Annotated in this window: 1 protein-coding gene; it reads left to right on the top strand. The window is 44.6% G+C overall.

Features of this window, described 5'->3' with window-relative positions:
• Positions 1–48: 48 nt before the first annotated feature.
• On the top strand, positions 49–395 hold a 347-nt coding region (locus tag FMN52_RS00055), incomplete at its 3' end, for a hypothetical protein (protein WP_148606704.1).

The following is a 395-nucleotide window of genomic DNA, read 5'->3' as shown; positions in this document are numbered from 1 at the left end:
GGGCAGGGCTGGGTCGGCAAAGGGTTTGAATGGCCGACTGGACCGGGGATGAACGAGAAAGTAACAGAAGGATACAGCAGGGAGATTCATAATAAGCTTGTGGAGGGATGCCTGATCGATATTAAGTTTATTATGAAGTGGATGGAGAGTTACAATGGTGTAGTGGAAGGCGAGAAGCCAATTCTGGCATACGATCTTTCATTAGAAAACTTGATGTTTGATCTGGTTGTAAAAGAGCAAACTAAAAGATCCAACGGGTCAATCAAGGCGACACACATTAAAGGGATTGAGTGGGTTATACGCTCCACTGGAGATGTTAAAGAATACATACGAGCAAATGGAATAAGTATAGAGAGGTTTCTGGGCATTTACCGAGCCCACGAGACGCTCATGAA

It is taken from the genome of Marinobacter sp. BW6 (genome assembly GCF_008107725.1).
GTDB lineage: Bacteria > Pseudomonadota > Gammaproteobacteria > Pseudomonadales > Oleiphilaceae > Marinobacter.
Note: the sequence above shows the minus strand (reverse complement) of the source record. Positions and strands in the feature narration are given on the sequence as shown.